Consider the following 21,233-nt stretch of genomic DNA (forward strand, 5'->3'; position numbering starts at 1 on the left):
GATAAAAGGAGGCGATTATGCTGGCGACGCAGGCACTGCATTTCAGTTATCAGGATGAGCCTATCTTGCAGGATTTGACACTTGATTTCAGCCATCATCAAGTTACCGGAATTATCGGGGCGAATGGTTGTGGTAAATCGACGTTGCTGATGAACCTTTCCGGTATCCTGCGTCCACAACAAGGCGCTGTCTGGTGGGATAATGCGCCATTGGATTACAGTAAAAAAAGGTTGATGGCGTTGCGTCAGCGGGTCGTCACGGTATTTCAAGATCCGGATCAACAGATCTTTTATACCGACATTGACAGCGATTTGGCTTTCAGCCTGCGTAATCTGGGTGTGGAGGAGGCCGAAATTCAGCGCAGGATAGAACGTGCACTGACATTGGTGGACGCCCATGCTTTCCGCAACAAGCCGATTCAATACTTGAGTTTTGGTCAGAAAAAGCGGGTGGCGATTGCGGGGGCATTAGTGATGGAATTTGATTACTTGTTGCTGGATGAGCCGACAGCGGGGCTTGATCCTTCTGGCCGTCAGCAAATGCTGGAGATCATCGCCATGATTGCCGCAGGGGGTAAGCGGATCATTATTTCCAGCCATGATATAGATTTGATCTATCAGATCTGTGATGGTTTATATGTACTGGCAAAGGGTCGGGTGATCAGTTCAGGTAAACCAGAAATCGTCTTACTGCAAAAAGATCTGTTGGAACAGGCAGGCTTGGTACAGCCGTGGCTGGTGAAAGTACACAGTGAAGCCGGGTTGCCTCTGTGCAAAACAGAGCAGGAGTTTTTTGCTATCCTGCATAGAACAAGGGAGGAACGACAATGACATTATCTCTGATGATTCAGGGAACAGCTTCTGATGTGGGCAAAAGCGTGCTGGTAGCCGGATTTTGCCGGATCTTTTTACAGGACGGCCATCGCTGCATTCCTTTCAAATCGCAAAATATGGCGCTCAATTCGGGTATTACCGCCGATGGCAAAGAGATGGGGCGGGCGCAGATATTTCAGGCAGAAGCGGCAGGTATTGAGCCGGATGTGCGTATGAATCCGGTTTTGCTGAAACCCACCAGCGATCGTAAAGCGCAGGTGATTTTCATGGGCAAAGTAGTATGCAGCATGAACGCCGTGGAATATCACGAATATAAGCCACAGCTCCAACAGCAGATTTTGGCTGCCTATGACAGCCTCGCAGCGGAAACCGACATTATGGTACTGGAAGGTGCGGGGAGTCCGGCTGAAATCAATTTGCGCGATCGCGATATCGTCAACATGGGCATGGCAGAGTTGGCGGATGTTCCGGTCATTCTGGTCGCGGATATTGATCGTGGCGGCGTGTTTGCCGCGATTTATGGCACGCTGGCACTTCTCAGGCCAGAGGAAAGAGCACGGGTCAAAGGCGTGATCATCAATAAGTTCCGTGGCGATCCGGCTTTACTGCAATCAGGGATTGATCAGATCGAAGATCTGACACAAGTGCCGATATTGGGTGTGCTGCCGTGGCTGGATCTCGATCTGGAAGATGAGGACAGCGTCGCCTTGCAGGTCGGCAAATATGATCACTCTGGTAAGCACGCAGAAAATTGGCTGGATATCGCGGTTATCCAGTTGCCTCATATCGCCAATTTCACGGATTTTAACGCGTTGGCGGCACAACCTGATGTTCATCTACGTTATGTCTCTGATCCCTCGGCATTTCACGGAGCTGATCTGATTATTCTGCCGGGCAGCAAAAATACCTTGGGTGACTTATCATGGTTAAAGATCCAAGGGCTTGATCAGGCAGTTATCGCTGCGCACCAGTCAAGAATTCCGATCATTGGGATCTGTGGCGGCTATCAGATGCTGGGAAAACAGATCATTGATGAGGTTGAATCAGGCTTAAACCGGATGGCAGGCTTGGGATTACTGGATGCTGACACTCAGTTTGCCAATGAAAAACACACTGCACAGGTTAAGGGCGTTGTCATGCCTGAGCTGACGGGAATGCTGAATTCATGCAGCGAGCAGCCGATTGCAGGCTATGAGATTCATATGGGAATTACACAGCTTGGCGAGCAGACAAGGCCATTTGCCAAAATGCATCTGCGTAATGGAGAGGAGACAGTCTGGTTTGACGGCGCAGTCAATCAGTCAGGATCGGTAATGGGCAGTTACCTGCATGGCCTGTTTGATCAGAATACCTTTACTCGCCCATTACTGAACCAGCTTCGTCGCCAAAAAGGCCTCGTGCCATTGGAAAATGTGACGTTCAATTACGTCCAGCACAAAGAAAAACAGTTCAATATTCTGGCCGCCAGTATGCGTGAGCATCTCGATATTGATCGTATCTATCAGTTAATGAAAGAGCATGAAGAGCATCACTGATTGCAAAAACAGAGCGTATCGTGTGAGCATTGTGGCTTTACGGAGTTTGGGATCACAAAATGATTTTGGTGACGGGAGGTGCGCGGAGCGGTAAAAGTGCCTACACAGAACGGCTAATTGCGGGGCAGTGTGAGCAGGTACTTTATATTGCTACGGCGCAGGTTACGGATGAAGAAATGGCGGCTCGTATCGAGCGGCATAGGCAGGAGCGCCCTTCACACTGGCGGACTTGGGAGGGTTATCAAGACTTGGCCAGCGTGATCCGCCAGCATCGGCAACCCGAAGAGGGCGTGATACTTGAATGTGTAACAACGTTGATTGCCAACCTGCTGTTTGACAAATCGGCGGGGGCATCACCCGATGAATGGGATTTTGCATCATTGGAGGGATTTATTCAGCGTCAGATAGATGACTTGATCGCGGCTGGCCTGCATTGCCCGACTCCGGTGTATTTGGTGACGAATGAAGTGGGCATGGGCATTATGCCTGAAAACCGGCTGGCACGTCATTTTGCCGATATCGCCGGGCGCGTGAACCAAAAACTGGCGCAGGCGGCTAAAGAGGTCTGGCTGATGGTCTCAGGGATTGGAGTAAGAATTAAATGAAGCTGAATCTCTTTTGGGCGACATTGCAATTTATGACACGGCTTCCCGTGCCTGCAAAATGGGCGGAGGGGGTTGATTTCAGCCAGTATTGGCGCGGCGTGCCGAATTTTCCGGTGATTGGCCTGATTATTGGCGGGTTGGCTGCCCTGATTTCGCTCTCGATTAGTCAATCTGGCGGCGGTATGTATATCGGTGCCATTGGCTATGTGCTGGCATTGGCACTGCTGACAGGCGGGTTACATTTAGACGGTTTGGCCGATACCTGTGATGGCCTTTTCTCTGCCCGCCGGCGAGAAACAATGCTGGCGATCATGCGCGATAGCCGTCTCGGTACGTATGGCGGTCTGGGGTTGATTTTCTGTCTTTTCCTTAAGGTTTTCGCCGTGGCAGAGCTTTCTTATCATCCTCCTCTTGAGCTATTTGCCTTGCTGACGTGCGCACCGATTGTCGGGCGCACTGCCGTCGTGCTGCTGATGTATGAACAGCGTTACGCCCGTGAAGGTGAAGGCATGGGAAGCAGTTATATTGGTCGAATGACTCCACGCTCCACGGTTCTCACCCTATTAAGTGGCACAGTATTAGTCATCGCGCTCGGAGACTGGCAAGGGCTAATTGCCATGATGGTGACATTGATCGTCATTTATGGATTGGCCTTCTATTTTAATTATCGTCTTGGTGGTCAGACCGGCGATACGCTGGGTGCTTCAATTGAAGCAGGGGAAGTCATTTTTCTGCTGGTCATGATCTGGAAATAGATTGGGTAATCAATTTGGAGAAAATAATCCAATGCGGCTTTTTCTCGTTCGACACGGGCAAACGGAAGCCAACATTAACGGCGTTTTTTGTGGCAGCACAGATTTGCCATTGACGGAGGCGGGGATCAAACAGGCGCAACAGGTCGCTGCTGCGCTGAAACACGTCGATTTCCAATCGGTCCACTGTAGTGAGATGCAGCGAGCACAGCATACGGCACGCATTATTTCCCCCTTTGCAATAGAGCCTGAGCATCGCCTTAATGAATTGGATTTTGGGGCATGGGAGTTATGTCATCATGAAATGATTGCCAAAGACGATCCGCAGGCGTGGGCACATTGGTTGTCTGACTGGCAAAATGCCTGCCCAACGGGAGGAGAGGCGTTCAGGGACTTTGCTGCCCGGGTGGGAAGTTATGCCGATGAAGTGCGTTCTGCCACGGCAGAGGGAAATCAACTGATTGTTGCACATCAGGGAGCCCTGGCACTGCTACTGACCAGGCTGCTCAATCTGCCGACAGAAGCCATGTGGTCTTTCCCCTTTCAGCAAGGTGCTTATAGCGTCGTCGATAATCACACGGGGTTTATCACATTGCGTATCTTCAATGGGCGGGCAGAATATCGGCCTGAAGAATAGCCAGAATGATGCATATGACTCTTCAATCTTTACTTGATGCAATCCAGCCGCTGAATCAGGCGAAAATGGAAACAGCGGTGCAACACATTGACAGTCTGGTCAAACCGCTGGGCAGTTTGGGGCGTCTTGAAGCACTGGCGATCCAGCTTTCAGGCATGCCGGGGATCCGGGATCTTCGCAATCTGCAAAAAGAGATCATCGTCATGTGTGCCGATCATGGGGTATATGACGAAGGTGTGGCAATTTCACCCAAGAATGTCACGGCTATACAGGCACGGAATATGCTGCAAGGGATAACTGGGGTCTGTGTACTGGCGAAAAACAGCGGTACCCATGTGTTGCCCGTGGATATTGGGATCGATGGTGATCCGATTGACAATTTGTTGTCCCTAAAATTGGCACGTGGCTGTGGCAATATTGCACAGGGTGCGGCCATGGAATATGCACAGGCTGAAACTCTGTTGCTGGCGAGCGCACAACTGGTACAACAGCGTATTGCCGCAGGGGTTTCCGTATTGGGTGTGGGAGAGTTGGGGATTGCCAATACCACGCCGGCCGCGGCAGTCATCAGCGTGCTGACGGGCAGTGATCCCCATGATGTGGTTGGGCAGGGTGCTAATTTGCCCATTAAGCGGCTTATGCACAAAGGTTCCGTTGTGCGTCAGTCGATTATCGTCAATCAGCCGAATGGGAATGATGCGCTTGATGTATTGGCAAAAGTAGGCGGGTTTGACCTTGTCGGTATGACGGGAGTGATTCTCGGAGCAGCAGCGTCAGGTGTTCCTGTCGTTCTTGATGGTTTTCTCTCTTATGCCTCTGCATTGGCCGCCTGCCAGATGGCGCCTATTGCAAGGGATTACTGTATCCCTTCACACCTGTCAGCAGAAAAAGGCGCAGTGCTGGCATTACAGCATTTGCGTCTGCAACCTTATCTTCATCTGGATTTGCGCCTTGGTGAAGGCAGTGGAGCGGCAATTGCGATGTCTTTGATTGATGCCGCTTGTGTGATCTACTGCAATATGGGGCAACTGACGAGCAGTGGGATCAGTTTGCCGGAGCAGATTTCGAAAGCCTGACTGAAGCCATCGATACCGCTACCCCACGGGGCGAATGATGATGCAGATTGTCGGTTCGTTTGCCGAGTTTGAGCGTACGATGCTACACGAGAGAACTAAGAACGGCCTGAAGGCAGCACGTAAACATAAAAGGAAAGGGCACCGATAAGGTGCCCATTGGTTTGCATTTTACAACTTGCCGTTGTCCTAGCCGCTTTCTAAGAAGTGAATTTGTCCCTTACAGACAGGCTACACACGCGCAGCGCGGGCGACGTTCGATAATTTATAGAGCAGGGCCGCTCATACCAGCTCTTGAGAAAATTATAGTTTTTATGATCGTCGAATGCAAACGATTTGGTAGTAGTGTTCTACTATTTCGACGAACCAAATAATGTTAATGCTTGCACGTTAACGGCAGGGTAATAGTTCTGGATAGCATTGAGCGCACATAGTAGTGATGTACCAGATGTAATCATATCATCGACGAGTAAAATATTGCGCGGTTCCGCAGTGCCAGACGGTAATCCCCCCCACATAAGAGGGTTAATATGCTGACGCAAGTGAACCCTCTTGATTGACTTAATCTGGAAAGGTGCTTCGGGGGAATTGTACCGGATGAAGCGCTTAATATCTTCGTGTATTGCGGATCTGTCCTTTGCCCCAATGGCGAGAGTATTAAGGTCTCTCAATATCTGCGCGGCGGTAATCTTCACTAAGGCCTCATTATAGCAAACCCCCATGCGGGTATTTTTACAGACCTTTTTAGCAAAGAGCGAGGTTAGCTGGCTGGAAGATGGCAGAGGTATGATGCAATCCCATTGGAAACCATCCTGTAGAAATGTTTCCAGAATCAGTCGATAACTCTCATTCAACCGCATAATGTCTTTACGTGTGGTTTTCAGGTTGTGTAAGCCTTTTAGGGCATAAAGCATTGGACTGTTATCACCTGGCGCGTCTTTATCTCGTTTGCCTTTAGTTCGGGTAAAAATTGACGTAACTTTAAGCACTTTATTTAGCGTGAGAGTCGATGGGTTCCCTTCCGGTGTGGTAATGCAAAAGCGATTATGAGAGTGATCGACTGTTACACGGTTATTTTCCTTGTCTACAACAAAGCCCATTGTTAGCCCCAACGAGTTAATAATTCTTAAATTTATTCTTCCATACGACTGAGGTTTAAACCAGAGAGAAAAACATCAAGATAGAGGATAGAGAAAGTCTGTACTGCTTACAGTAGGCTTACTGCTACTAATGCATCGTAATATCTGAACTGCGAATAAAAAATCACCTTACCTCACTCATGTCCCTGTCCTGATTATGGCTGTACAAAAACGGCGATAGACTATCCATCATTCGATAGTTTGTTTGGGTTCAGAACCATTGATGGATCAGTGAAAAACCAGAGCAGCTAATGGCATTTTTATAGGAGTAGGAGAGGCCATGATGCTCCATGCAGTACAAGGTGAAGGTACTGAAGAAATTACATGAAAATTATTTAATCAAGCTTTCCCACACCTCACGCAAGATTTTCTATCATACTAAATTTTTAATATGAGCTCCGATATTAATGAAAGATATCGATATAATGGTTTAAAGGTGGCTGTTTAGGTAGCCACCTTTATATTATGTAAAACTCTGAGAAAATATTATTTTTTGAATGAATTTCTATACCTGTCTGTTCTTTAATCTTCATAAATTTCGGACAATATTTCTCAGTTGTTCTTTGATAATCTTCCCGTTTGCATTACGGGGTAATGTTGAAAAAGTATAGCCTTTAGGGCGTTTATAACGTGCGACTAGGGTACAAATATAATCATCCAGTTCTTGTTCAGTCACTAATGTATGTTGATCAAGTTCGATAAAAGCATGAGGAACTTCTCCCCAGTACGGGTCGGGTTTTGCCACAATAGCGACGGCCAAAATACCGGGATAACCTGACAGAGCATTTTCCAATTCAAGGCTGGAAATATTTTCACCACCGGAAATGATAATATCTTTTTTCCGATCAGTAATTTTGATATAGCCATCATTATCGACGACTGCCAAATCGCCGGTAAAAAACCATTGGCTTGTTGTACTGGGAGTCACATGGCGAATAGGATCATAAGCTGCAACGATATTTCCGCGAATAGCAATTTCGCCGACAGTTTTTCCATCAAAAGGAACGGGTAATCCGCTATGTTCGTCAATAACGCTGACCTGCCCCTGTAAATTGGAGACGATCCCTTGACGCATGCGCTTTAATATCCTTTCCGATTTTGGCAGTGCTTTCCAATCGTGTTTATCTTCAGAAACAACGACAGGCCCATAAGTTTCTGTCAGACCATAGACATGTGTCACTGCGATGCCAACAGCATCCAGCAGGGAAAATACCATTGCTGTGGGCGGTGCGCCTGCGATGAGCCCGTAAACTTTATTATCAAAATCGATGCCCTGGTTTTGTGCTGCTTTTCCCAGAGAATAATGCACAATCGGTGCACCACAATAATGGGTTACCTGGTGTCGTTGCATAAGCTGGATAGCTTTCTCTGCATCAAACCGGCGCATGCAGATATGCGTACCTGCTCGTGCTGCGATTGCCCAGGGGAAGCACCAGCCATTACAGTGGAACATGGGGAGAGTCCATAAGAATGTGGGTCGTTTGGGCATATCCCAATCCAAAATATTGGAAACGGCATTGAGAAATACACCGCGGTGAGAATAAACAACCAGTTTAGGCTGCCCGCTGGTTCCCGACGTCGAGTTGATACTGATGGCTTCCTGTTCGTCAATCTGAGGAAAAGACAAGGTTGCCGATGGGTATTGCGTTATCAGTGATTCATATTGAATGTATTCATGATCAAAGGTTGATTCCGGAATGCATGAATCGTTTTCGTCAACAATAATTATCTTCATTTGATTATTAATAGCGACATTATCCAACAATGAAATATAGTTTCTATCAATCAATAATATTTGTGGGCTAAGTTTTTCGAAGATAAAATTTAACGTTGCTGAATCTGTTCGAGTACTCAGCGTATTTAAAATTCCACCTGCCAAAGGGACAGCAAAATGTAATTCGAGCATTTCATGTATATTAGGCAGTAGTGCCGATATAACACTCCCTTTACCTATGCCCATTTGTTGAAGTGCGATTGCCACTTTTTCACATCGTTCAGCATATTGACGCCAGGTCCAACAATGATCTCCATCTATCACAGCAATATCATCACTGTTACTTAATACGGCTCTTTTGAGAAATAAAATGGGTGATAATGCAGTACCATCATATTCATATAAGAATGAATTATTGAGAGTCATATTTTTATCCTGTATTTTTCATTTTAATTAAAAGTAATTGTTATTTTTGAAATAAGCAATCTATTAAAAATAATGGCTAATCTGTTTATTTTTAAGAAATCTCGAATTAAATGGAATAATGCTGAAGCTATTATTTTTATCTCGATGTTTTATTTGTTATTTATATTTTTTAATATGTTTGTTATCTTTATTATTATTGTCAATATAACTTATTATAAATATATTGAAAGATTATATTTTTTGTAACAAAAATACTATATCCACTCATGTAAAGGGAAACGACCATGTTTAATTTAACGGACAAAATTGCGTTTATTTCCGGAGGAACGAAAGGTATTGGCAAGGGCATTGCTCAGGTCTTTAAGCGAGCGGGTGCCATTACCATTATTTCCGGCACTGACAGGACAAGAGGCGAGGCGATTGCAAAAGAGCTGGATATTGATTTTATTCCTCTTGATGTGACGGATCAGGCGGCATGTAAAAATGTGATTGATGAGATTGTCGAAAAATATGGCAGGCTTGATATTCTCTGCTCCAATGCTGGTATTTTTCCACAACATTATCTTAAAGACATGACGGCTGAAGATTGGGATTTAGTGAATACCGTCAACCTCAAGGGAACATTTTTATTGGTTCAGGCTGCATTGAATGTTATGGAAAAGCAGCGTTATGGCCGGGTCGTGCTTACGTCATCGGTGACAGGGGAAATGACAGGTATTCCGGGTTACAGCCATTATGGTGCCAGTAAGGCGGGTCAGTTGGGATTTATGCGCAGTGCGGCGCTGGAATATGCAGGTCAGGGTATCACCATTAATGCCATTATGCCGGGTATAATTATGACTGAAGGCTTGCAGGCATTTGGTGAAGACTATCTACAACACATTCGAGATACAACGCCGATGCGCGTTTTGGGATCGCCGGAAGATATCGGCTATACGGCCTGTTTCCTTGCCTCCGATGAAGCGAAATATATTACCGGGCAGGCGATTGTGGTTGATGGCGGTCAGATACTGCCAGAAGTACAGGGTGCTTAAAACCTTGATGTGATAAAAACCGTTTTTTCTTTTCCGCCATTGTCGTAAGGCAGAAGAAAAAGATAAGATAATCACCCAATAAACACAGGGAGAGGAATTATGTTCTCTCCCTGATTTTTTGTTGTCTGAATCAGGTAAAGAATATTATGTCACTGAACTATGAACGTAACCCGCTTCCGCTGCCAAACGGACACAATAAAGTGTTACTGCATTCGTGCTGTGCTCCCTGTTCCGGGGAGGTGATGGAAGCCATGCTGGCTTCAGGGATTGATTTCACGATATTTTTCTATAATCCGAATATTCATCCTCTAAAAGAATATGAACTACGCAAAGATGAAAATATTCGTTTTGCGGAGCAGATGGGGATCCCCTTTATTGATGCTGATTATGATCGTGATAACTGGTTTGAACGTGCGAAAGGCATGGAAAATGAACCTGAACGCGGTATTCGCTGTACCATGTGTTTTGATATGCGTTTCGAGCGGACAGCTCTTTATGCTCATGAGCATGGTTTTCCTGTCATTAGCAGCTCGCTGGGTATTTCACGCTGGAAAAATATGCAGCAGATCAATGAATGCGGCGTCCGTGCGGCTTCCCGTTATCCTGACTTAACCTACTGGGAATATAATTGGCGCAAGGGCGGCGGTTCTTCCCGCATGATAGAAATCAGTAAACGTGAGGAATTTTATCAGCAGGAATATTGTGGCTGTGTTTACTCCCTGCGGGATAGCAACCGACATCGTTTAGCCACCGGACGGGAAAGAATAAAATTGGGTACAGTATTCTATCAAGCAGAGAGTGATAAAAAAGATCACGAATCAAATTGACGCTCAATGTCATATTTTCTATTCATTGTTAGAAAATATAAAAGCAAAAAAAAGGGCCTGCATAGACAGGCCAAAGGATACGGTGAAGCATAAAAACCCTGGTGGTGACTTAGTGGTGATGAGTCACACCGACTATATGTGAGATAAGATATCGCCGTCCAATGGATTGCACAGATCGATCAAGGGAAATTGATCGATAAAAACGATCATTTTTGATCTATCAAACAGGAAAGAGCTGATTTTTTCAGTTGGGCAAGGGGTTTACGGCTTTTCAGCTTGATCTAAATATCTTTACATAAACCTGGAAAGCCTTGATTAATAATAATTATTGTTACTCAACAAACGATAAATAGTTATGTGAGTGACTAATCTTTGCCATATCTGGCGCGATTGGGGGTACAACCAAAACGCCGACGATAACTTTGGGTAAAATAGGACTGGCTGGAAAAACCAGATTCCAATGAGATATCGGCAATGCTCATTTCGCTGTTCAGTAACAATTGATGCGCATAAAGAATACGCTGTTCACTGATCCAGGCGCGGGGAGATGTACCATAGACACTGTTAAAAAGCTCCTTGAATGAAGTCAATCCCATACCGAACTCGCGGGCAAAGTCATTGAGCCGCCATTCCTTGAGATAATGTGCTTCCATAAATGTTTGCAGGCGTTCTACCTGACGGTTACTCAACTGTCGCAATACCGACATCAGTAATGCCCCCTGTTTGCTAAGAGAAAGCAGTAATAGCAGTTCTTCAACCCTGAGCTGAATCAGTGCAGGAGGGGAATCATGAGCCAGCAGGTTGGCCAATCCACGGATACTTTCCGTCAGTAAAGGGAACTGATTGAAGGGAATTAGCCTGCGAGCCGGAAAATCACGTCGTTCAATTTTACTCAGCAACGACCCGAAACGTTTTAAAAAATTGCGCAGGAACTCCATCTGTAAGGGTAGCCATAATACCTGACAGTTTTCTGTATTGGTTTTGGCTACGTAGCTCCCCGGGTGGGTAAAAAGGATCTCATTCGATGTGATATGGTAAGTATTGGTGCAATCTTTCCATATCATTTCACCATCGAGTAAAATATACAGCCCTCTTTGTTTATGTTCGAGGGTATTGAAATCCGGTATGGTCAATAGGTGAGTATAAATACTCTTCTGATTTAAGCCTGTCGTCCTTTTCATGTACTACTCCTAATCTTCCGTATCATGAGTAATCATTTTTTGTGATGAGTGCATGGTGTATTTATTTTATTAATTAATTAATAGATGTTGAAAAAGCCTTTCCTTTGGCACTCGAATTTATACTGATAACATCGAGTGCGGAGCGAAACCGTATTGATAGATATCAAAATAGCATGTGTAACATTAATTAAATCGCTTTTGGTATTATATCTCTAAATTAATATTTGTGTTAGGTTTCAGTGTTGAAATCTGTGCTGTAAATTTATTTTCATGTTTTTAAAAGGTATTAAAGCAAGTTTATTTATGACTTGTTTGTTTTTTACCTAATGGTCTTTAATACTCGGATAATTCACTTGGTGGAGACATGTTCATTACTGTCATTTGGGTGATTTTATACTTTTAATCCTATTTAACCACGCGGAATGATATTTTTTATCATTAAAAATATTCCGGTTAATATTTGTAATTATTTGATTTTAAAAATTAATTATAATTTATGTAATTTATTGGGTAGGCCAATTGTCTCCCATTACTCGTATAATGAGTAAATAGAGCAGGCAAGGGACTGATAGATGACTTTTAAATTTAGCTAGCCAATTTTAGTAAAAATGAACGGGGGTATTGAAAAGAAAGTTAACAAAACTGAGTGTGCGGATTTTGAATATATAAGAGAACGTGATCTGATTTTTATGTGTCTGTTATTTTTATAAGTTAACATTAAAACACTATTTCGCCATTTTTTAAAAATCAAGCGTGTTTTTTCGCCCTTTTTTATCTCTTAAAAAAATTCCTTTCAGGACGAAAGAGAGGCATTCATGTCAGATGGTTATCCTGAATTTTTCTGGGGGGATCAAAAGTATAATTCTAGAGGCTGAAGAGTGATATTTAATTTCGATTGCCATGATGTTAATACTATCGTCGCGCATTCTGCCAGTCCCTGATAAAAAGTGCGCCTGTCAATAGTAACCGGTTTTCCAGATAAACAGATCCCGATGCTGGCGTTGGTAGGCTTGTGACTAAATTATTAATATTTTGTTTATATTGTTTCAATATTATTAATTTATCTGTTTTTTTTATTCAAAATAATAAGTTAAATCTATAAAGATGGATTTTTTTATTCCGAGAATATGGGATAATTAAACGAGAATTCAGAGTGTTAAACTTGAATGGTAACGTTATCCGTGTAATAGCGCTATAAATGCCTCGGTTATAGCTAGGTAGATTGTTTTTTATACTGGTATAATGCTAGGATGAATTTTCACAGCCTTTCCTCGTTACCTGCTAAGGCGTATGCATAGATATATTTGCTGATGAAAGATAAGAAAAAACGACAAGAACGAGAAAGATATGGAAAAGTATCGTTTTTCAGATAACGCTTTTTTATACAGTGTATGGCTCCTTTGGGGTATTGCCTTAGGGCTATATTTGTATGGCGCTCATCTCAGTTGTGCCATAACAGCAATTTTATCTTTTTTAGCCTTGGTACTTTACTTCACAAATATGAAATTGAGAATAAATGCTATGTTTGGAAAAAAAACTGAGGCACCTGTTGCCAGCCCTGTCACGCCAATCATTTCTACACAGCCTGAAGAGAAAAAAAACCTCAGTGTTGAAACTCGTTCCAATACGATTATTGCGAAAAGCTCGGTATTTAAAGGCGATATTGAGATGGAAGGCGATATTCAGATCTGGGGAAAAGTCGTTGGTAATATTCGCGTAAAAGGTGGTGCGATTCGTGTCATGCATGCCGGAAAAGTTGAAGGTGAGCTTAATGCGCCAGAAATTATTATTGATGGCCATGTTGACGGTACGTGCTGTGCGGAAACGCTGGATATCCTGGAGCACGGCGAACTACGTGGTATCAGCCGCTGTGGAAGTATGTCAATCCGGCGTGGCGGTTTATTTGTCGGTCAGTCAGAACAGGTCGAAAACAAGAAAAAGCCGGATATTGAGCGAGTTGTTTCCATCAAGGAAAATCAGGCAGATAAAGCGAAAGCCAAAAATAGTGCTTAATATTGGATAATAAAAATCCATGCCATAACCGCCGGAAAATGTGTATGATTTTCCGGCGGTTTTTATTTTGGCGGCTAAATGACTTTTATCCTGAATCTTTAAGGAGGCGTTATGATTATCACACTGGAAACAGAAAGATTGCTGCTCCGTGGCTGGAAAGAAGAAGATCGTGAGCCTTTCTTTCGCTTAAATAGCGATCCTGAAGTGATGGAGTTTTTCTTTAACACACTGAATAAAGAGCAAAATAATACTCTTGTTGATAATTTTATCCGTAAGTTTGAAACGCAGGGTGGTTGGGGATTATGGGCGGTTGAGCGAAAACAGGATGGTGAATTCATCGGCATGATTGGGCTGAATATTCCCAGTGAAGCGTTACCCTGCTATCCCTGTGTCGAAATTGGCTGGCGGCTTGATAAACCTTTTTGGGGCAAAGGCTATACATGTGAAGCGGCTCGCAGGATTTTTGATTTCGCATTTACAGAAGCGGGGTTGGATGAAGTTGTAGCATTCACTTCCGTACTTAATTACCGCTCAGAAAGTGTGATGAAAAAACTGGGCATGATCAGAGATGAAAAAACATTTCTACATCCTTTGGTGCCGGAAGGCCACCGATTGAGGGAACATGTTCTGTATCGGATTCGGCGTTCAAGTTGATGGTATGATGGAGTAAACATTATTAAGGTTATCCCGACAGGCGGGATAACCTTGATGGAAACCATTTTGTTGCCCAGACCGTTATTGTCTGGATATCACCAGAACCACGCGGCCGATGAATTGAATGTCGCTGATTGAACAGTCAAAAGTGACGTCATCGTCGCTGACACGGATTTTACTGACAGGAATTTTGGCAATCCTCTTGATACTGTGCATACCTTCGATATCCACCAGCCATAAGCCATCCTGAATATTGTCTCCCTGAGTATCAAGCAGATACCATGTCGCGCCATCATCAACAACCAACGGGTTGTTAAGCTCTTTGGAAATCAATTCGCTGTCCAAGATCACAGGATTGGCCTCGTTTAGTTTACCTCCCGATAACTTTATACGAGGAATTGATGGCGCAATGATATCTTCCAGCCGTTCTGTTTTGCCACTCTCTCCATCCGGAAACATCTCTCCCTGACCCGTGCTTAACCACAGCAGTGAAGCGCCAGTTTCGAGATTACACTGGATGATCCAATCCGCTGGAAAACTATCACGAAGATAGCGGTTTGCCATTGTGCTTTTGGAAACGCCTAAATGGTCACTCAGGGCTTGGCGTGACTTAAATCCATACGCGCGGACAAGACGCTCAATAGCGGGTCTTCCCCCACTATCAGCCCCCATTTTTATCTCAATATTGGTATTTTTCATTGACAGTACAGATAAGGGGTATTAGTATCCCACAAAAGTTCTTGAATTGAGATCTTTCATGAGCCCGGATTGGTTAAGCTGAAAACCATTGAGAGATATTGCATCATGAACGCCCAGATTTCAATCTTTATACCTGATATCGACAGCGATTAGGGGATGCTTTACAGGATTCTGGGAAGAGTGCTGGAGGTAAAATAGTGAGGGAAAAAATGGCGAATACGGAAAAAGAAAAATTTGCCCAGATTAACCTCGGCCAACGGCTGGAAGGGTTGAATCATTTGTCGCGGATCAGGGCAACATACTGGGGTGACGATGAAAAAGAGTTAAACCGGTTTTTTGCTGATATGCGCGACAAAAAGGATAGCTATTACGAAGAGAACAAGCGGGCGTTATCCGCCATTTTTTATTTGGCAAATATTCCGCGTACACGCCACGAGAGTGAGCTTGAACATTTTACCCAAGAGGAAAAACAGGCTCTGATCAAAGCAATGAATCATATTAAAGTCGTTGTCAGTCAGTTTCCGAAGTACCTGAAGTTATCTTAAGTAATCACATTTTTTGAACACATTTTTGTATAAATGGCATGAGTACGTCAGGCACTCGCACATCCTTAATATGGTGAAATTGATGAATAATGGCTTTGAACATAACGGTGATTATCCTATTGCCAAAGGCAGACAGTCTGGCCTGTTTCAGCCAAGCATACCGCAGGGTGTGTCAATGGCTGAACGTTTATTATGGGAAGTCAACGCGGAAGATCACCAATGGCGCCACCAATATATCGGGCAGATGCCGGATTTTCTGGCGAAGTACTTCAGCCGCCGTTATGTTGATATCTTTAACCATTCGGGCCGCCGCGATGCGAACACCTTTCTGAGAAGAACGGTTGGACAAAATGTCTTGCCGCGGTTGCAGTTGGTTAAGGCAAGATATTCATTCACCCATCATATATCAGGCATAACACCTTTTCCTTTTATTGAGCAATTGGAAAAGGTGGTGACATGCGATCGCAAACAGCTTTTGAAGCTCGCTCATGAAATATCCATTTTTATTACGGGCAACTATGAACATTATTCCTTGCAGTCTTCTCAACAATATCAAGCTGCGCCTGTTGACAGCGAAAGCGAGTTGTTCCCCCGTGTCGCTAAGTTATACCAATTACTGGCGAAGCTGACTTTACAATGTGGGACAAATCCTCCTTACTGGCAGCGTTTTAATCATGGACGTAAAACTCCGTCTGTTGATCAACTTTGTGCTGGTATGTTGCGGATGATGTCTGCCCGCTGGTGGTATTTTCGGTTAAAACGTCTGCGTGATATCCAGTCTGAACATATGGCAATTGCGGTTGGGCAAGTACAAAAAGCCGCATCGCCTTATGTTTCGAACCATGCTTTGCGTGAATGGTTGGAACAGAAACGCCGTAACCGCGAGTTTTTTAAACATTTCGATTTGGAAAATGAGAACGGAGAGCGGATTTCGCTGGCAGAAACAGTGGTTCATAGCAATGCGAATCCTGCTATTCGACGTTGTGAATTGATGGTCAGAATGCGCGGTTTCGAAGATGTTGCCGACAAAATGGGGTGTATCGGTGAATTTTATACCATTACGGCACCAGCAAAATACCATGCCGTTCAGCATCAGGGCGGGTTTGTCAGGCATTGGAATGGTGCGACTCCTCGCGATACTCAACGCTATTTGTGTGGCATATGGGCAAAATCCCGTGCCGCAATCGCCCGTGCCGGCATTAATCTATTCGGTTTTCGCGTTGTGGAACCGCACCATGACGGTACTCCTCATTGGCATATTTTGCTGTTTATGCTGCCGGAACATCAGCGGCAGGTCAGGGCGATCCTTGAGCATTATGCTTGTCAGGAAGAGAAAGCTGAATTACAGCGCGATGATGCCAAAAAAGCGCGTTTTGATTACAGAACGATAGATCCTGATAAAGGGAGTGCGACAGGCTATATCGCTAAGTATATATCCAAAAATATTGATGGTTATGCGCTGGAAGATGAAAAAGATCATCAAACCGGGGCACCTCTGCGCGATATGGCGAAATCGGTGACGGCATGGGCGAGTCGCTGGCGCATTCGCCAATTTCAGCAAATCGGTGGAGCGCCGGTTTCCGTTTGGCGAGAACTTCGTCGCCTTGGAGAAGTGTGTTTAACGGATAACAAAGTCAATGCGGTTTTGCAGGCAGCCGATGAAGGCAATTGGGCAGCTTATATTCAGGCACAGGGCGGGCCGTGGGTTGCTCGTCGTGATCTGGTTATTCGTTTGTCTTATAAACACATCCCGTTTGGTAGCCCTTATGGGGAAGATGTTTACACCATACAAGGGGTGACATCACCATTTCTGTCATGTGTGGAATTTATCTGCACACGTATTCACCAATGGACTATTGTACCTAAATCTGATGCTGTTTCGACATTAGGACGGATTGTCTATAAAAGAAACACTAAATGGCCCTCTTGGAGTTCTGTCAATAACTGTACGGATGGACAGGTAGATAGGTCAATGAAGAGGTATGTAAACTACAGGATTGATGAGGATGATAAAATAATCAATATGGCAAATATTTCTGCAAAAACAGTACATAATAGGTATTAATTATCACATTTAGTCACTAGAAAAGGTAAAAACTTCTTTAATTTTTCACCCATTACGTGTACTGTATATACATACAGTTTTTATATGGAGGCGGGTATATCAGTGGACTTTCTTATGGAATCATTGGTAGCGCAACGTATTAATTTTATTGCCAGAATGGCAACAAGTTGCGAATGCAATCATGCGGAAGACAAAGAACTGGCGTTGGTCTGGATAGCTGAGCTATCTGAACCTCATGAAAACCGACTTAACGCCCATAAAAATGGTTTAAAAAACGATATATTGATCGAGAAAGCGTTAAGAAATTCAGGTTCAACAGACGAATAAATTTTGCAGGTGAAAATGATGAGAGTGGAGATACTTTTCGATAAACGAGCTAATGTTTCTGAATCAGTGATGTCTGCACTTGAAAGTGAACTGAAAAAAAGAATTTTACCGCAGTATCCCGATACGCATTTTAGAATTGCAGTTAGCAGCAGTAGCTCCGTAAGAGTGACAGGAACCAAAGACAGTAGTGAACATGACCAGATGATGGAACTTATTCAAAGCGTCTGGGAAGATGATAGCTGGCTGCCAGATTAAACCCGACAGAGTGTTGATATCCTTCAATGGATGACAAATTATTATAATGGATTATGTAGCACGGGGGCAGGAAATTATTACCTGCCCCCGTGCTACATAATATGTGTTTACAACATCCGTCGATGTTCATTTGTACTATTTTCCCAACAATGCCACTTCATTGAGGTATTTCTCTGATTATTCGATCATAACTCTCCGATTTACTGATTATTTTCTGCAAAGAAAAGGAGAGTGTATGCAAGTTATCGCACAACAAAATGAGACGGTTGATGCCTTGTGCTGGCGTCATTATGGCCGAACGCTGGGGATGACGGAACGTGTGCTGTTGTCAAACCCCGGATTGGCTGATTTTGGCGCGGTATTGCCTCATGGAACGAAAGTTGAAATGCCGGAGTTCATGCCCACTGCCACCAAGCCGATTATCCAGCTCTGGGATTAAGGGGTCTGCATGGATAAATACAGTCACGCAACTTATGCCTGCGCCAGCATCACAGCCATTTTTTCTGGCCTTTCTTTATATGAGTGGAGTTTTCTGCTCGGGGCGTTCGCCAGCATTTCCCTCGGTATCCTGACTTATCGACTTAACCGTCGGGAGCAGATGAAACGTACCTTGATTCTGAAAAATATCCTGAAAAACATTCTGGAAAATCTGGATATCGAGTCTGCGTCGAAATCAGCCAAGATAGTCAGCGAGCTGATACATCACGCACCAAGAGAACTGTGATATGCAGGATATCAAAACCAGACTCAGTCGGGTGGTTATTGGTCTTATTATTGGTGGCGCCAGTTCTTCTGTCATTCTTTCGCAGTTTCTGGATGAGAAAGAAGGCAATCGACTGTCTGCCTATCAGGATGGCGGCGGCATCTGGACAATATGTCGCGGCGTGACGCGCATTGATGGCAAAGCGGTATATAAAGGAATGAAACTAGCGCCTGAACAATGTGATGTTTTGAACCGGATTGAAGCCGACAGGGCGATTGATTGGGTGAAGAAAAACGTCCACGTCCCGCTGACTGAGCCGCAAATTGCCGGTATTGCCAGTTTCTGCCCGTATAACATCGGCCCCGGAAAATGTTTTTCTTCCACCTTTTATCGCAAGCTCAACGCCGGCGATAAAAAAGGCGCATGTGCAGAGATCAAACGCTGGGTCTATGACGGCGGACGTGACTGTCGAAAAACCCAAGGACAGCCGAATGGCTGTTATGGCCAGGTTCTGCGGCGTGATCAGGAGGCTGAACTGGTTTGCTGGGGATTAGATCGATGAAGAAAGTACCTTTACTTGTCAGCCTTGTCATTGGGGGATGTTTTGGCTGGTGGGGACACCGTTCACTGTTCCTCAGTGAAGTGACGGGTTTGAAACAGCAACATGCTGCTCAAATTGTTACTATCAGTCAGAAGGCGCATTCGGAGACGTTGGCCGCCATCCAACAGATGAAGAATGCACAGAGTCGGGTTGCGCAATTGGATGATTATTATTCAGGAAAATTAACCTATGTTACCGAAGAAAATGCCGCTTTACGCGCTGACATTGCCGCTGGTCATCGTCGGGTGCAAATCGCCGCCGCCAATCTTGCTACCTGTCAGCTCACCCAAAACCGAGATACCGGCTCCCGCAGCGTGGGCGATGAAACCCAAGTCGAACTCACTGCAAAAGCTGGACGTGCTATTTACGATATCCGAGCCGGAATCATCAGCGATCAGGCCAAATTAGATTACCTGCAACAATATGTACTTGAAGTCGTTCGTCAATGTAAACCGTAAATATTGTCCTTCACTTAAACATCGTTCAGCAGACCCCAAAAGCCTTTTTTCACGTTGGAAGAAGGCTTTTATTCTATTGATTTTACGTATTTTTTAAACGGGGTTTGTATGACATTTCCTACAAATCCCGTTTAATGTCTGCCCGGTTTTTTCATGGCATTCTTACGTCATGAACACACAACTCACTGAACTGCTGCGCTTAATGCGCAACCTGATCCGAACCGGCGTCATCACCCAAGTGGACACCACAAAGGGTATGTGCCGGGTTGCAACAGGCAACCTTGAAACCAACTGGCTGAACTGGTTGACATCCAGGGCGGGAAACTCCCGCACTTGGTGGGCGCCCAGTATCGGTGAGCAGGTTTTATTACTGTCCATAGGCGGAGAACTGACTACCGCCTTTGTATTGCCTGCGATTTTTTCAGATGAGTTTCCGGCGCCATCGACATCATCAGAAGCGACGCATATCCAGTTTCCGGATGGTGCAGTGATGGAATATGAACCGCAATCAGGCGCATTGACTGTGACCGGCATCAAAACCGCGACAGTGACTGCTTCGGATTCCGTCCATATTACCGCCCCGGAAATCACCTGTGTCGCCAGTACCAGAATCACACTGGATACACCGGAAGTCATCTGTACACAGCTAATGAGCACGGGGAATTTGATCGTGCGCAATGGCGGCAAAATGACGGGCAATATTGAACACACCGGCGGCACATTCAGTTCCAACGGCGTGGTCGTGGATTCCCATAAACACACCGGCGTCAGGTCAGGCGGTGACACATCAGGAGGCCCCGTATGATGTATCTGGGAATGAATCGGCAAACGGGCCGAGAACTGACAGATCTGGCTCACGTCCGGCAATCTGTCAGCGATATTTTATTAACTTCCGTGGGCAGCCGCATAGCACGCCGTACTTACGGTTCGTTGCTGCCAGAACTGATCGATTGGCCACAGAACCCGGCGCTCCGGCTTCAGGTCATGGCGGCCAGCTATACCGCCATCAGCCGTTGGGAGCCACGTGTGATGCTTACGTCAATCACAATGGAGACCCGGCAGAACGGTGAAATGGTGGTGGATATTGCGGGAACTTATCATCAATCCGCCAAAGAATTTTCACTTTCTATTCCGGTGAGCCATTCCCGGTGAGGTAA

At 44.9% G+C, this 21,233-nt stretch carries 25 protein-coding genes; 21 read left to right on the top strand and 4 right to left on the bottom strand.

Translation table 11 applies throughout. The features are described 5' to 3' along the window. Positions 1-17: 17 nt before the first annotated feature. Genes PSI22_RS06805 through PSI22_RS06835 form a run of 7 tightly spaced genes read left to right on the top strand, consistent with a single transcriptional unit; the run spans position 18 to position 5,586 of the window. Positions 18-830 (top strand): ATP-binding cassette domain-containing protein, encoded by an 813-nt coding sequence (locus tag PSI22_RS06805; protein WP_273579111.1) that lies wholly within the window; start codon positions 18-20, stop codon positions 828-830. Next, positions 827-2,368, top strand: coding sequence for a cobyric acid synthase (locus PSI22_RS06810; RefSeq protein WP_273579112.1), 1,542 nt, complete (start codon positions 827-829; stop codon positions 2,366-2,368). The genes PSI22_RS06805 and PSI22_RS06810 overlap by 4 nt, the downstream gene beginning before the upstream one ends. 59 nt (positions 2,369-2,427) lie before the next feature. Continuing rightward, positions 2,428-2,973 (top strand): bifunctional adenosylcobinamide kinase/adenosylcobinamide-phosphate guanylyltransferase, encoded by a 546-nt coding sequence (gene cobU / locus PSI22_RS06815; protein WP_273579113.1) that lies wholly within the window; start codon positions 2,428-2,430, stop codon positions 2,971-2,973. After that, positions 2,970-3,728 carry an adenosylcobinamide-GDP ribazoletransferase gene (gene cobS / locus PSI22_RS06820; protein ID WP_273579114.1) on the top strand — a complete coding sequence of 253 codons (759 nt, stop codon included), beginning with the start codon at positions 2,970-2,972 and terminating at the stop codon, positions 3,726-3,728. The genes cobU and cobS overlap by 4 nt, the downstream gene beginning before the upstream one ends. A 31-nt stretch (positions 3,729-3,759) precedes the next feature. Continuing rightward, entirely contained in the window at positions 3,760-4,362 is a 603-nt protein-coding gene (locus PSI22_RS06825; RefSeq protein ID WP_273579115.1) for an adenosylcobalamin/alpha-ribazole phosphatase, read from the top strand. 14 nt (positions 4,363-4,376) lie between these two features. Next, positions 4,377-5,438, top strand: a complete 1,062-nt coding sequence (gene cobT / locus PSI22_RS06830; protein WP_273579133.1) for a nicotinate-nucleotide--dimethylbenzimidazole phosphoribosyltransferase — start codon at positions 4,377-4,379, stop codon at positions 5,436-5,438. A gap of 40 nt (positions 5,439-5,478) precedes the next feature. Continuing rightward, positions 5,479-5,586, top strand: a complete 108-nt coding sequence (locus tag PSI22_RS06835; protein WP_273579134.1) for a recombinase family protein — start codon at positions 5,479-5,481, stop codon at positions 5,584-5,586. Positions 5,587-5,788: 202 nt separating this feature from the next. On the opposite strand, the gene PSI22_RS06840 is transcribed toward PSI22_RS06835, so the two are convergent. Beyond that, complete coding sequence (locus PSI22_RS06840; RefSeq protein ID WP_273579116.1) at positions 5,789-6,535, bottom strand: phosphoribosyltransferase; 747 nt, start codon at positions 6,533-6,535, stop codon at positions 5,789-5,791. Positions 6,536-7,103: 568 nt separating this feature from the next. Continuing rightward, the gene (locus tag PSI22_RS06845) at positions 7,104-8,714 is read right to left on the bottom strand and encodes an AMP-binding protein (protein ID WP_273579117.1); all 1,611 of its coding nucleotides are present in this window, start codon (positions 8,712-8,714) and stop codon (positions 7,104-7,106) included. Positions 8,715-8,998: 284 nt separating this feature from the next. Between PSI22_RS06845 and PSI22_RS06850 the strand changes: the two genes are divergently transcribed. Then, the gene (locus tag PSI22_RS06850) at positions 8,999-9,748 is read left to right on the top strand and encodes an SDR family oxidoreductase (protein WP_273579118.1); all 750 of its coding nucleotides are present in this window, start codon (positions 8,999-9,001) and stop codon (positions 9,746-9,748) included. 146 nt (positions 9,749-9,894) lie between these two features. Beyond that, on the top strand, positions 9,895-10,575 hold the full coding sequence (locus PSI22_RS06855; RefSeq protein WP_273579119.1) for an epoxyqueuosine reductase QueH: 681 nt from the start codon (positions 9,895-9,897) through the stop codon (positions 10,573-10,575). A gap of 365 nt (positions 10,576-10,940) precedes the next feature. Here the strand turns inward: PSI22_RS06855 and PSI22_RS06860 are convergent, their stop codons facing one another. Then, a complete protein-coding gene (locus PSI22_RS06860) occupies positions 10,941-11,756 on the bottom strand; it encodes a helix-turn-helix transcriptional regulator (protein WP_273579120.1) in 816 nt (271 codons plus the stop codon). A 1,521-nt stretch (positions 11,757-13,277) separates the two neighbouring features. Between PSI22_RS06860 and PSI22_RS06865 the strand changes: the two genes are divergently transcribed. Together PSI22_RS06865 and PSI22_RS06870 are read left to right on the top strand one after the other, a co-directional pair. Next, the gene (locus PSI22_RS06865; RefSeq protein ID WP_273579121.1) at positions 13,278-13,769 is read left to right on the top strand and encodes a bactofilin family protein; all 492 of its coding nucleotides are present in this window, start codon (positions 13,278-13,280) and stop codon (positions 13,767-13,769) included. A 111-nt stretch (positions 13,770-13,880) separates the two neighbouring features. Next, entirely contained in the window at positions 13,881-14,423 is a 543-nt protein-coding gene (locus tag PSI22_RS06870; protein WP_273579122.1) for a GNAT family N-acetyltransferase, read from the top strand. 81 nt (positions 14,424-14,504) lie between these two features. Here the strand turns inward: PSI22_RS06870 and PSI22_RS06875 are convergent, their stop codons facing one another. Beyond that, positions 14,505-15,122, bottom strand: coding sequence for a phage repressor protein CI (locus PSI22_RS06875; RefSeq protein ID WP_273579123.1), 618 nt, complete (start codon positions 15,120-15,122; stop codon positions 14,505-14,507). A gap of 209 nt (positions 15,123-15,331) precedes the next feature. On the opposite strand from PSI22_RS06875, the gene PSI22_RS06880 reads away from it, so the two are divergent. From PSI22_RS06880 to PSI22_RS06925, 10 genes are all read left to right on the top strand, one after another. After that, on the top strand, positions 15,332-15,667 hold the full coding sequence (locus PSI22_RS06880; protein WP_273579124.1) for a DUF5347 family protein: 336 nt from the start codon (positions 15,332-15,334) through the stop codon (positions 15,665-15,667). 82 nt (positions 15,668-15,749) lie between these two features. Beyond that, positions 15,750-17,732 carry a replication endonuclease gene (locus PSI22_RS06885; RefSeq protein ID WP_273579125.1) on the top strand — a complete coding sequence of 661 codons (1,983 nt, stop codon included), beginning with the start codon at positions 15,750-15,752 and terminating at the stop codon, positions 17,730-17,732. Positions 17,733-17,846: 114 nt separating this feature from the next. Then, the gene (locus PSI22_RS06890; protein WP_273579126.1) at positions 17,847-18,059 is read left to right on the top strand and encodes a hypothetical protein; all 213 of its coding nucleotides are present in this window, start codon (positions 17,847-17,849) and stop codon (positions 18,057-18,059) included. 18 nt (positions 18,060-18,077) lie between these two features. Beyond that, positions 18,078-18,314: a DinI-like family protein gene (locus tag PSI22_RS06895; RefSeq protein ID WP_038197096.1), complete on the top strand. Its 237-nt coding sequence runs from the start codon at positions 18,078-18,080 to the stop codon at positions 18,312-18,314. Positions 18,315-18,549: 235 nt separating this feature from the next. Further along, positions 18,550-18,753 (top strand): tail protein X, encoded by a 204-nt coding sequence (locus PSI22_RS06900; protein WP_273579127.1) that lies wholly within the window; start codon positions 18,550-18,552, stop codon positions 18,751-18,753. 9 nt (positions 18,754-18,762) lie between these two features. Continuing rightward, positions 18,763-19,038, top strand: a complete 276-nt coding sequence (locus tag PSI22_RS06905) for a hypothetical protein (RefSeq protein ID WP_038197093.1) — start codon at positions 18,763-18,765, stop codon at positions 19,036-19,038. A 1-nt stretch (position 19,039) separates the two neighbouring features. After that, positions 19,040-19,579 (top strand): lysozyme, encoded by a 540-nt coding sequence (locus tag PSI22_RS06910; protein ID WP_038197092.1) that lies wholly within the window; start codon positions 19,040-19,042, stop codon positions 19,577-19,579. Further along, the gene (locus tag PSI22_RS06915) at positions 19,576-20,076 is read left to right on the top strand and encodes a lysis system i-spanin subunit Rz (protein WP_038201979.1); all 501 of its coding nucleotides are present in this window, start codon (positions 19,576-19,578) and stop codon (positions 20,074-20,076) included. Before PSI22_RS06910 ends, PSI22_RS06915 begins: the two co-directional genes overlap by 4 nt. A gap of 169 nt (positions 20,077-20,245) precedes the next feature. Next, on the top strand, positions 20,246-20,881 hold the full coding sequence (locus tag PSI22_RS06920; RefSeq protein WP_038201976.1) for a phage baseplate assembly protein V: 636 nt from the start codon (positions 20,246-20,248) through the stop codon (positions 20,879-20,881). Then, on the top strand, positions 20,878-21,228 hold the full coding sequence (locus PSI22_RS06925) for a GPW/gp25 family protein (RefSeq protein ID WP_038185717.1): 351 nt from the start codon (positions 20,878-20,880) through the stop codon (positions 21,226-21,228). Before PSI22_RS06920 ends, PSI22_RS06925 begins: the two co-directional genes overlap by 4 nt. Positions 21,229-21,233 lie beyond the last annotated feature (5 nt).

This window comes from Xenorhabdus aichiensis (genome assembly GCF_028598775.1).
Lineage (GTDB): Bacteria > Pseudomonadota > Gammaproteobacteria > Enterobacterales > Enterobacteriaceae > Xenorhabdus > Xenorhabdus bovienii.

Coding starts and splice junctions, on each gene's coding strand:
- PSI22_RS06805 (WP_273579111.1), top strand. CDS start 18: ATGCTGGCGACGCAGGCACTGCATTTCAGTTATCAGGATGAGCCTATC.
- PSI22_RS06810 (WP_273579112.1), top strand. CDS start 827: ATGACATTATCTCTGATGATTCAGGGAACAGCTTCTGATGTGGGCAAA.
- cobU (WP_273579113.1), top strand. CDS start 2,428: ATGATTTTGGTGACGGGAGGTGCGCGGAGCGGTAAAAGTGCCTACACA.
- cobS (WP_273579114.1), top strand. CDS start 2,970: ATGAAGCTGAATCTCTTTTGGGCGACATTGCAATTTATGACACGGCTT.
- PSI22_RS06825 (WP_273579115.1), top strand. CDS start 3,760: ATGCGGCTTTTTCTCGTTCGACACGGGCAAACGGAAGCCAACATTAAC.
- cobT (WP_273579133.1), top strand. CDS start 4,377: ATGACTCTTCAATCTTTACTTGATGCAATCCAGCCGCTGAATCAGGCG.
- PSI22_RS06835 (WP_273579134.1), top strand. CDS start 5,479: ATGCAGATTGTCGGTTCGTTTGCCGAGTTTGAGCGTACGATGCTACAC.
- PSI22_RS06840 (WP_273579116.1), bottom strand. CDS start 6,535: ATGGGCTTTGTTGTAGACAAGGAAAATAACCGTGTAACAGTCGATCAC.
- PSI22_RS06845 (WP_273579117.1), bottom strand. CDS start 8,714: ATGACTCTCAATAATTCATTCTTATATGAATATGATGGTACTGCATTA.
- PSI22_RS06850 (WP_273579118.1), top strand. CDS start 8,999: ATGTTTAATTTAACGGACAAAATTGCGTTTATTTCCGGAGGAACGAAA.
- PSI22_RS06855 (WP_273579119.1), top strand. CDS start 9,895: ATGTCACTGAACTATGAACGTAACCCGCTTCCGCTGCCAAACGGACAC.
- PSI22_RS06860 (WP_273579120.1), bottom strand. CDS start 11,756: ATGAAAAGGACGACAGGCTTAAATCAGAAGAGTATTTATACTCACCTA.
- PSI22_RS06865 (WP_273579121.1), top strand. CDS start 13,278: ATGTTTGGAAAAAAAACTGAGGCACCTGTTGCCAGCCCTGTCACGCCA.
- PSI22_RS06870 (WP_273579122.1), top strand. CDS start 13,881: ATGATTATCACACTGGAAACAGAAAGATTGCTGCTCCGTGGCTGGAAA.
- PSI22_RS06875 (WP_273579123.1), bottom strand. CDS start 15,122: ATGAAAAATACCAATATTGAGATAAAAATGGGGGCTGATAGTGGGGGA.
- PSI22_RS06880 (WP_273579124.1), top strand. CDS start 15,332: ATGGCGAATACGGAAAAAGAAAAATTTGCCCAGATTAACCTCGGCCAA.
- PSI22_RS06885 (WP_273579125.1), top strand. CDS start 15,750: ATGAATAATGGCTTTGAACATAACGGTGATTATCCTATTGCCAAAGGC.
- PSI22_RS06890 (WP_273579126.1), top strand. CDS start 17,847: ATGGAATCATTGGTAGCGCAACGTATTAATTTTATTGCCAGAATGGCA.
- PSI22_RS06895 (WP_038197096.1), top strand. CDS start 18,078: ATGAGAGTGGAGATACTTTTCGATAAACGAGCTAATGTTTCTGAATCA.
- PSI22_RS06900 (WP_273579127.1), top strand. CDS start 18,550: ATGCAAGTTATCGCACAACAAAATGAGACGGTTGATGCCTTGTGCTGG.
- PSI22_RS06905 (WP_038197093.1), top strand. CDS start 18,763: ATGGATAAATACAGTCACGCAACTTATGCCTGCGCCAGCATCACAGCC.
- PSI22_RS06910 (WP_038197092.1), top strand. CDS start 19,040: ATGCAGGATATCAAAACCAGACTCAGTCGGGTGGTTATTGGTCTTATT.
- PSI22_RS06915 (WP_038201979.1), top strand. CDS start 19,576: ATGAAGAAAGTACCTTTACTTGTCAGCCTTGTCATTGGGGGATGTTTT.
- PSI22_RS06920 (WP_038201976.1), top strand. CDS start 20,246: ATGAACACACAACTCACTGAACTGCTGCGCTTAATGCGCAACCTGATC.
- PSI22_RS06925 (WP_038185717.1), top strand. CDS start 20,878: ATGATGTATCTGGGAATGAATCGGCAAACGGGCCGAGAACTGACAGAT.